We start from the raw sequence: 9,617 nt of genomic DNA, 5'->3' as shown, positions 1-9,617 counted from the left end.
ATTATAGTATAATAGGTGCATCGGGGCGTAGCGCAGTTTGGTAGCGCGTTCGGTTCGGGTCCGAAAGGCCGTGGGTTCAAATCCCGCCGCCCCGACCATAAATAATATAAAGCAAAGAAGCCTTCATTGATTATAAAAACAGCCTACATGGCTGTTTTTATTCGTCTCTATTCAGATAAAAACAAATTTAAATAAATAGCATATTCAATTCGTTTTTTCTGGAGTTCGCAAGTAATATGATAGGGTTTTTTCATATCGCCACAAATTAGCAAATTGTTAGCATTGCATCCTCCGCTGCAAAAGTACCTGGCCCAGCACTGGGAACATTCTTCTTTTGCAAAGACATGTGTATCCTTTAGTATATCCACAATTTTCTGGTCAAGCTTTCCATTAGCCACATTTCCCATTAAAAACTCATCTTGCCCTACAAACTGGTGGCATGGGTATATGTCTCCCGAAGGAGTTACTGCAAGGTAATCTCTGCCTGCTCCACAGGCCCATACTCTTTTATATACACATGGCCCATTATATATATCTATGTTAAAATGATAGAATTTAAAGGGTAATTTACCGGTTTTTTTACGGTTCATGTATTCATTGGCAATTTCATCGTACTGTTTCCATAAAGTATCTAAATCTTTATCTTCTAAAAGATAATCCCCTTCTTTTCCAACAACCGGTTCAAGAGATATTTCGCGAATTCCCAAGTTGGCAATATGAAAAACATCTTTTGCAAAATCAAGATTGTGCTTTGTAAAAGTACCTCTTACATAATATTCTTTGTTATCCTTTTCTCTAAGTTCCACAACCCTTTTTATATTAGGCACTATTTTATCATAACTGCCACTGCCATCTGCTCTCACTCGAATAAAATCGTTTACTTCTTTTCTACCGTCAAGGCTTAAAACTATGTTGTCCATATTCTTATGGAGATATTCAATAGTTTCATCATCTAGCAGCACTGCATTTGTTGTTATTGTGAAATGAAATCTTTTACCCCATGTTTTTTCGAGTATACGCGCATAAGAGATAACTTCTCTTACAGTGTCCATAGCAAGCAATGGCTCACCGCCAAAAAAGTCAACTTCCACATCTTCCATGTCTCCCGAATTTTCTGCAAGAAATTCTAGGGCTTTTTTACCTACTTCGCTGCTCATTATTTCTCTTTTGCCGTGATAATCTCCCTTTGACGCAAAGCAATATTTGCAGCGTAAATTGCAGTCATGGGCAACGTTAAGACAAAGAGCTTTTACGTACTGCCTTGTATCTAGTTTGTCTAGAATAGCATTTGTATCCAAGTTGCTAAAAAGATATCCTTCGGTTTCCATTGCCTTAATTTCTTTTAAGGCTTCCTCTATCTCAAGCTTTGAATACTTGGTTTTAAGCTTTGCGATTATATCATTATCAGACAAAACTCTATAATAATCCAGTACATCATACGTTATATTATCTACCTCAAAAATCGAGCCGCTGTTTACATCCAAGACTAGATTTTTGTCAAATACTCTAAATTTATGAATCTGGCCTGCCAAATACATCCTCTCCTACTGTTTTTTTGCTTTTAACTGATTAAGTTTCTCCTAATTTTAACATAAAACCTTTTTGGTTTAAAGTTTGATTTTGATGTCGTATAAACAATAAGCACTTTGCGGTTTTTACACCACAAAGTGCTTATTGTTTTTCTATGTATATAATTACCCTTATTAAACCCCTCTAGCTAATATTCTTTCTCTTTTTTAAATTCATTTGCATTTTTCTTAAATGAAACTGCTTTACCGCTTTTTGACATTATGGAATCATAACATGCATCAACTGTAATCCAGCCTTGATTTTGAAGATATACTTCATTCCATGCATGATACTCGCTTACGTCATTTTTATAGCCCTTGACAAGTTTTGCCGGTATGTTAATACTCCTAAGCATTGCAGCATAAAGTGCCGCATAGTCAAAACATATACCTTTTTTTGTAGAAAGCGTTTCTTCCACTGAGGGTATGTAATTACTGTTAAGGCTTTTGACCTTATCTTTGTCATACTCAAAGTTTTTTACTATGTAATCATATATGGCATATGCTTTTTGCTCATCAGTGCTTAAGTTTTCTGAAAGCTTTGCAGCCATCTTAGCCGCTTCCCCGTTTTTATCCCAGTAAATCGGAGATGCTGACTGTAAAAAAGGCAATTTTTCGTCTGCTAATTTAACCTCTATATCTTTGCTGTCTTTAGGCAAGTACTTGTTGCTGTCAATATACTCCAGCAGCGTCAGTTTGTATGTGCCTGAACCCATCTGAAGCGGAAGTGTTTGCCCAACATTATTTACATCGTAAAAATAACTTACATTGTTCTTTTGAATCATTACCTTTATTTTCTTATCTTTCAGCGCCTGATTTACCTTTACTATTCCAAGTTCTGCATCGCTAAAATCAAATACATCTGCCTGGCTTGCAAGAGGTTTGTTTAAAATTGGAAGCATAAACAAAAAACACATCAAAAGGCAGAGTATCCTCTTTAGTTTAAGCAAAATAAAACTCTCCTTTCGGTAGCTGGCTGCCATCTTGAGAAGGCCCTCTAGCTTTGCGTCCCCGCGTTTCCACGGGTTTGCCTTTATCGTTTGAAAGTTTAACTAAAAAAAATTCTCTCGAATCAAATATTCAATTTAGGCTAATTTTACCATAATTTACATAGATTTTCAAGCATAAAAAAATCAGGCTATATATTCTCACCTGATTCCAAAAGGTTAGCTCTTACTATTAATCTTGGGTAAGGTTTCCTGCTGTAATCGCACGTAATAAGAGTTAAGAGTTTTTTGTCCTTTTGCGGCAGCATAACCCAGGTATCTTCTGCCTCAACAAGAAATGTCTCGGATACTACATAAGTAAACGTCTTATCCTTTACTATAATCTCGATTTTATCTCCTTTTTTAAGTTCATTTAATCTGTTAAACTGCCTACCGTAACTCCGGCTCCGATGTGCCGAAATACAGTAGTTGCCTATATCTCCCGGATTACCCGTGCCGGATACTGAAGCTGCCGAAATATCAAGATTGGTTTTTGTTGCGCCTTTTAATATGGGCAAGAAAATATTTATTTTATCAATTTTTAGCATGCCTTCCATATGAGAGTTTATATATTCTATAAGATAATCATTTTTTTTGCTTGCAAGCGGCGCAGAAGTATCTTCTTTCGGTGCTTCGTCTGGATAATCTCCCAGATCTTCCATTGTCTTGTTCCATGTTTCAATAAGCTTTTTCTGTTGATAATCGAAGTAGGCTTCTTTTAGTTTCGGATAAGATATTAAAAATATGCCAGACAAAATTAGTATTACAGCAATAAACCTTTTCATAATCCTCACCATCTTTAAAAATTTGCCTGGATTATATTGTAAAATATATTCCAGGCAATATATAGGGGATGTTGGTTATAACAAGTTAAGCACTTCACTTTCTTCTTATGGTTAAGCTGGCTCCTGCAACAATCGCTACAATGCCTGCTATATAATATATATATGGAAGTTCTTCGCCTGTTTTCGGCATTGCCGGTGCTCCCATAGGAACTTCTTCAATAGGTATTTCAATAGGGGCAGCTTCTTGAGGGGCCTCCTCAGGAATTTCTATTTCAGGAGGTATTGGCTCTCCTTCCGGAACGGGCTCCTCTTCCACTTCAACCGGAGGTTCTTCTATCGGTTCTTCTTTTTTACCGCCTCCGCCGCCTCCTCCTCCGCCGCTAGTTTCTGCGGTAAAAATCCATCTCACTTCTGCCGTAGCATTTTGAAACTCATTTCCTGTTTCAGGACCCGGAAGTTCAATAGTTGCAATTAGATTTCTACTTTCTGACGAGGCAAACCTTCCAAGGCTTATATTGCTGCTTATATCTCCAATACCACCAGAACTTTCGCTGTTTGCTCCGGTAGCAGGACCCCGGTAAATAACTTCACCTTGATATGAAATAGTAAGTCTTAGTTGTTTTAACAAATCGGCGCCTGTAGGCTCATCTCCAATTCTTTCAGCGCGCATATAGAGAGTGAAGGGCCTGCTGTAATTATTTGTTATCTTCAGCGTTCGTGTTATTGCATCGCCCGGATTCATGCGCCCTAGGTCAAAAAGCTTTCCGCCTTCCGGCACTAAGACAAGTCCTGAAGAATCGCCTCTAAGTTCCACATCGTCGGCAGCAAAAACTCCTTCTGCACCATACATCGTAAAAACACTCGCTGCAAAAAACGAGACCAAAAGCACTATGAGATATTTTTTTATATTTTTATTCACCTTCACTACCCTCCTTTGTCGGGGGGTGAATTTTATTCACCTCTAAGGTGGTGGCCAAGGCATGCAAGACTGCATGCCTTGGAGGTTATGCTGCTTGATTTTAGGTCTTATTCAGGTGTGCTTTCGCTCCATGCTTCAACGCCGTCTGGCAAAGAGGTAATTCCGAACGCATCTTTATACGCTTCATGAGATGCCTGAACGGCTTCAGCTTCAACGTCAACTTTAAGCGTCTTTCCTTGATAACTATTGTCTGTTCCTAGACCGGCAATTGTTACACTGTCTAAAAGTAAATCCGTTTCTTCATCTTGACTCATTATTTCAGAGTAATAGTACCAACCATCTGAGTAAATCCATTTAGTAGAGTCGGATATGTTCAGCGTAACATTGGTTGTTGGAAGAGCAGGATCTGCTTCTATAAAATCGTCTCCGTCAAGGGCGCCCCAAACCGGCGTTAATTTCACCCTGACATATGTTCCTTTTGAACCTGTGCTCTTTATGCTTACATCCTTATTTGTAGTATCTCCGGGATTCCAATTTGTTATGTCTTGAAAGTCATGCTCATCAATTTCAATTGCAACAGTTCCGGCTGTAAATTTATTATCGGCCGTCTGACTGTCTGTAAACCAAGCCATGGTTCCGCCTACCACCAGGAGGGCGGCCAGTGAAAACACCAGTAAACCTATTAACAAATTCTTTCTCATTTTAAATCCTCCCTAAAATTTTTTATTTTGTTTTTTAACTATACATGCTTTGTCTTCGATTGTTTAATTACTGCATATCGGAATATTTCTTTATTCTGTCCATATCTCTACACCCGCCGGCAGAGCGGTAATTCCGAACGCATCTTTATATGCTTCGTGAGATGCCTGAACAGCTTCAGCCTTCACATTTACGGTAAGTTTTTTGCCTTGATAATCGTCTCCTGTCAAGCTTCCTGTAATCTCAACTTTTGAAAGAAGGGGTTCAGTAAGAGCTCCTGCGGCTAAGATATGTTTGTAATAGTACCATCCGTCTCCGCCATCTACCCAATTAGTTCCCAGCTCTCCTGAAGCAAAGATAAGATTGACATTGTTTATTGGAAGATTTCCCTCCCATACAGGATTTATGCTGACCCTTACATATGTCCTTTTTGTTCCTAGGCTCTGAACCTTCACTTCTTTGTCATATGTGTCGCCGGGATTTACATTTTCTTTTACTACAGCGCCGGTTTGACCATTTTCTAGTATCTGTATTTTAACTGTCCCTGCAGTAAAATTATTGCTAGCTTCTTTTGTATCTGTAAACCAAGCCATGGTTCCGCCTACCACCAGGAGGGCGACAAGTGAAAATATAAGCAGGCCTATGAGTAAACTTTTTTTCATTCCAAACCCTCCTCAGGTTTTTTGAGGTTTTGTCTTTCTAATCTAAGTGAAACTTATTGCACGCAGTCCCTAATTCTTCTTATTTACCCCTCTATGCTTCTTCTTTTGTGATCTCCCCCTCGTTTATTTTCCGTTCGCTCTTATTTTTGTCCCCTTTTCTTTCACTTACTATGATTTTCGCCAGTTCTACTGCGAGAAAGAGAACCCATGCAGCAAGTAAAACCAGAATTCCGCCTCTTGATCTTGCAAAGTAAAACGCATAACCGATGTAGGGTATTGTAAAAACAACTTTTCCTATTAAGTGATTCGCGCTTACCGGCATTGGGTCTTCGACTTCATTGGCATCACCCTTTGTCTTGAAAAAGAGCCCGCCTTTTTCATATATATCGATTACCCGGTGTGTGGTAGTATTTTCGCCGTCCTGTTCGCCTCTAAAAGTAATAACATCTTGAGCCTTTATTTCTTTTGGGCCTGCAGGTTTTACTATCACAAGGCTTCCTGTTTTAATAGTGGGATTCATGCTTCCGCTCATAACTATATACATTTGGTAGCCGCCTATAGACGGAGCCTTTTCTGTAATTTTGCTCTGCGCTATAAAAATCAGGAGTAGTATAACCGTGCAGGTAAGCAAAACCAATATTGCATTTGATAGGAAATTTTTTACTTTGCAAACTGTGTTCTTTTTCATGCTGCCATCTCTTTACGCTTCAGATTCTTCTGTTGATGCTAAAAGTTTTTCTTTATCAGGTAAAACAGCTTTCAGATCTACCAAGCTCAGCAATACTTCTGTGCTGCTTTTTTGCCCCTCAGTGCTGGAACCGCTGTAAGATACTGCGATTGTGAATGAATTGTTCTTTTCTGTCTCATCTCTAAACCAGGAATCGTTGACTTTTTTGTTAGTTGCCGTTATAGTCACTGCAACATCATTTAAAATCATATCTCTTGTAATCGTAAAACTTTGGTTTGTTAAATTTGTTAAACTGTAGTCCATTGGAACTGTTTCGCTTGCAGTATAGTTTCCCGGCCACAATCCGTCGATTATCTGTTGATCATTGTGTTTTACAAGTGTATTCCATTTTTTCCCCGAAGGGCCATTCACATGTATAGCGAACTCTTTTACAGTATCTATTCCATAATCACCGTTTTCAACAAACTTCTTTACAATTACCCTTCTTTTTTTACCGTAACTGATATGCTGTCAGTTGCTTTGCATCCATTAGCGTCCGTGATTTGAATTGTGTAGACAGTATCATTCTCCGGCATAAGGGAAGGATTGGCACTCGTTGAAGTCCATGTAGAATCGGTGCTGCTTGTCCAAAGGTATGTGAATGGCGAATAACCATACACCTGTAAATTTTGACCTATGCTAATGGTGTCTCCGACAACTATTATAGAGTCAGGCCCGGCTTCCACGCCTATCACATTTACTGTTGGTATCGGGAAGGTTTTTGCTACATTAGGCGTGCCGTTTATATCGGTGTAGTGAAGCACGGCGCTTGTGTTTGTCGGCAAATTATTGCCCTTCACGCCATCTTTTGCCTTGATCTTATAGCTTAACTCAGCTAATGTCGTTATTGTGCCCGGGCTCCAAGTTATTGTCCTTGTTGATGCATTGTATGTCACTGTAGCGTTAGGATTTGTTGTAATACTTCCATCAACGAGCTCGAAGTTCTCATTTATTATATCTGTCACAACGGCATCTATTGCCGAGTATCCCAATTGACCGGATATTGTGTCGTAAATCCCTGAAAGATCAGGTGCTCCGCTGGCTTCGTAATAGCCGGAGTTTTGAGCCCATTGAAGGGTTTCTCTTGCTACAGTTATACTCTGGCTTGGGACCTGGCTGATAATTCCAACTGTAAAGACCATTGCCATGCTCCAACAGCTCTGTCCTGCATTATATGCTGCTATAGTATGAACATTGTGGCTTGTAGGCTCGTTTGGCCCTGATGCATTTCCTATACTGCAAGTTGCCACGCCATCTGTAAGCAAGAGTATTACTTTGTTGGCGTTTTGCCGGCCACTGGTTTGTAAAATGCTTTTGGCTTTTAAAAATCCTGCTTCTATATTTGTTCCACCATTTGCAGTAATTCCGTCAATTGCATTTTTAACCGATGTTGCATTGCTCGAAAGTGCAATGTTTTGTGTTGCATCAGAAGCTGATCCTAAATCTCCAAGATATTGAGGCCCCGAAAAAGAAACTACTGAAATACGATTGTTGCTATCGGCTAAAATTGTATCCGTGAATTCTTTTGCGGCCTGTTTCGCGTAATAAAGCACGGTACGGCTGCCTGATACTCTATCATTCATACTGCCGGATTTATCTATTACTAAAACTACATCTACGGGAGCAGGAGCAGGAGTGCCTGTTATCTGAAGTTTTACGGTGTAATTTCTGCATGGCGTAGCAGGAGTTGCTGTTTTGTTAACTTGTATAGTATCGGTGCTGGATGCAGATGCTACAAATTCCGGCATTATGATTGATTTAGGAGCCCCGTAATCTAAAACGGCGTCAGTTTGCAAACTTCTAAATGCTTTCAGCGAAGCTGCTGAATCCATGCCTTGAGGCCGCGGAAGAAGCTCGAGAAACGGATCGTTTTCTATTGATACTTCGCAAGAGGTTGAAGCCTCTACCAGATTTGTTTCAAACTGGCATTGTGCTTTTGCTTGAATCACAAGAGACGGCTCAGTAAAATAAGGATCTATCGGAATTTCCCCGTCAATATGGTATTCTCCCCCGGGCGTAAGCTCTGATATTATCTCATTCGCGTTTTTAAGGCTGCTGTTTACATCTACTGATATATTTTGAAGTTGAACATCGCCTGTATTTAAAACTACAATATGGTAATTGATGTTTTCGCCTACATTATAAAAATCATTATCTGTAGAGATCGAAATGCTTAAAGCCGGATTGTAAACTATCGGCGGAATAATTGGCAATTCTTCTACAGGCACTAAAGGAACTAAAGGATCTAAAACTTCCTCAGGTGGTACAACTTCCGGTGGTAAAACCTCTCCGCCTTCTTCAGCAGGTATCTCTCCTTCGGGAGATTCCGTATCTTGAGGCTGTCCGTCAGGATTTTCCGGGGTTGTCGGCTCTTCCGGCTGTACTTCTTCACCGCCTGCTGTAGGTTCTTCTATCTCGGGAGAACCGCCTTCTTCTGAAGGATTTGCCTCTTCATCTTCAGGATTTGCAGCCTGTTCTGGGGGTTCGGTATCTGGATTTGTAGGTTCTTCTGGTTGAGCCTCATCAGGTGTTTGATCTGACGGACCTTCCGGCTGCACTTCTTCATCACCTGCTACCGGGTCCTCTGTTTCGGGAGAACCGCCTTCTTCAGAATTACCCGTGCCCTGATCTTGAGTTATTTCACCGGGAACTTCAGAACTTACAGAATCTATTGACTGTATATCTGTATTTACCAATTCGTTAATTGAAGGTGTAGCATCTGTGCCAGATTCATCGGCCGAAACTACAGTAATTGCCGGTGTGAAGATAAGCAATATCATAAGAATTGTGGCTAAAACTTTCTTTGAGGTACTTATCATATTTAATTTTCACCTCCTTGTAACAAAAGTCATGCTTCATCAGCTTCCCACGAACGAAATTTCACCAACCCCTTCCCTTCTTTTTCTAAAGCTACTTCCATTAAATGAATAAGTTCCATTAAACTTCTGAAAGGGACTGTCTTTTCGTCTTCCAGCCACTGAATATATCCCTGAACACTTGCGTTCTCACAATACAGCGCTTTGATTACAAATGTCGTTGTGGAAGCAGTTTGTTTTATGCTTTTATCATCATTTGTAATCAGTTCCTTGTTCATTATGATGCCCCCTGCACTTCTAGTAGTTTTTCTATTTTTATTGTATCAGGGAGGTGTTTTATTAGACTTTCATTTGAATCCTTACTTTCTCACCTAAAAACCAAATATCAAACCATAGAACCCTGTAATTATGAGTAATACAGGGAATATTTTTTGTCAAATTTTAATCTTTTACTT

Annotated in this window: 10 protein-coding genes, 1 tRNA gene and 1 riboswitch; of the genes, 1 reads left to right on the top strand and 10 read right to left on the bottom strand. The window is 39.7% G+C overall.

Annotated features, from left to right (window positions below; genetic code table 11):
• The first annotated feature begins 21 nt into the window (after positions 1–21).
• Positions 22–98, top strand: a tRNA-Pro gene (locus tag BUE08_RS00065).
• A gap of 69 nt (positions 99–167) precedes the next feature.
• Here BUE08_RS00065 and scfB read toward each other — a convergent pair.
• From scfB to BUE08_RS00015, 10 genes are all read right to left on the bottom strand, one after another.
• Positions 168–1,532, bottom strand: coding sequence for a thioether cross-link-forming SCIFF peptide maturase (gene scfB / locus BUE08_RS00060; RefSeq protein WP_286680063.1), 1,365 nt, complete (start codon positions 1,530–1,532; stop codon positions 168–170).
• Between the two features lie 185 nt (positions 1,533–1,717).
• Positions 1,718–2,518: a transglutaminase-like domain-containing protein gene (locus tag BUE08_RS00055; protein ID WP_286680062.1), complete on the bottom strand. Its 801-nt coding sequence runs from the start codon at positions 2,516–2,518 to the stop codon at positions 1,718–1,720.
• Positions 2,519–2,532: 14 nt separating this feature from the next.
• Positions 2,533–2,610: riboswitch (cyclic di-GMP riboswitch) on the bottom strand.
• A gap of 96 nt (positions 2,611–2,706) precedes the next feature.
• Positions 2,707–3,339, bottom strand: a complete 633-nt coding sequence (locus tag BUE08_RS00050) for a class D sortase (protein ID WP_286680061.1) — start codon at positions 3,337–3,339, stop codon at positions 2,707–2,709.
• A gap of 94 nt (positions 3,340–3,433) precedes the next feature.
• A complete protein-coding gene (locus BUE08_RS00045; protein WP_059032931.1) occupies positions 3,434–4,258 on the bottom strand; it encodes an LPXTG cell wall anchor domain-containing protein in 825 nt (274 codons plus the stop codon).
• A gap of 107 nt (positions 4,259–4,365) precedes the next feature.
• Complete coding sequence (locus BUE08_RS00040) at positions 4,366–4,959, bottom strand: BsaA family SipW-dependent biofilm matrix protein (RefSeq protein WP_286680060.1); 594 nt, start codon at positions 4,957–4,959, stop codon at positions 4,366–4,368.
• Between the two features lie 90 nt (positions 4,960–5,049).
• A complete protein-coding gene (locus BUE08_RS00035) occupies positions 5,050–5,619 on the bottom strand; it encodes a TasA family protein (protein ID WP_286680059.1) in 570 nt (189 codons plus the stop codon).
• Positions 5,620–5,710: 91 nt separating this feature from the next.
• Positions 5,711–6,307: a signal peptidase I gene (locus BUE08_RS00030; RefSeq protein WP_286680058.1), complete on the bottom strand. Its 597-nt coding sequence runs from the start codon at positions 6,305–6,307 to the stop codon at positions 5,711–5,713.
• A gap of 12 nt (positions 6,308–6,319) precedes the next feature.
• A complete protein-coding gene (locus BUE08_RS00025) occupies positions 6,320–6,718 on the bottom strand; it encodes a hypothetical protein (protein ID WP_286680057.1) in 399 nt (132 codons plus the stop codon).
• A gap of 65 nt (positions 6,719–6,783) precedes the next feature.
• Entirely contained in the window at positions 6,784–9,165 is a 2,382-nt protein-coding gene (locus BUE08_RS00020; protein WP_286680056.1) for a VWA domain-containing protein, read from the bottom strand.
• A 29-nt stretch (positions 9,166–9,194) separates the two neighbouring features.
• Positions 9,195–9,440 (bottom strand): hypothetical protein, encoded by a 246-nt coding sequence (locus tag BUE08_RS00015; protein ID WP_286680055.1) that lies wholly within the window; start codon positions 9,438–9,440, stop codon positions 9,195–9,197.
• Between the last annotated feature and the right edge of the window lie 177 nt (positions 9,441–9,617).

The organism is Tepidanaerobacter sp. EBM-49, from assembly GCF_001896645.1.
Taxonomy (GTDB): domain Bacteria; phylum Bacillota; class Thermosediminibacteria; order Thermosediminibacterales; family Tepidanaerobacteraceae; genus Tepidanaerobacter; species Tepidanaerobacter syntrophicus.
This window is presented reverse-complemented; position numbering and strand designations above follow the sequence as displayed.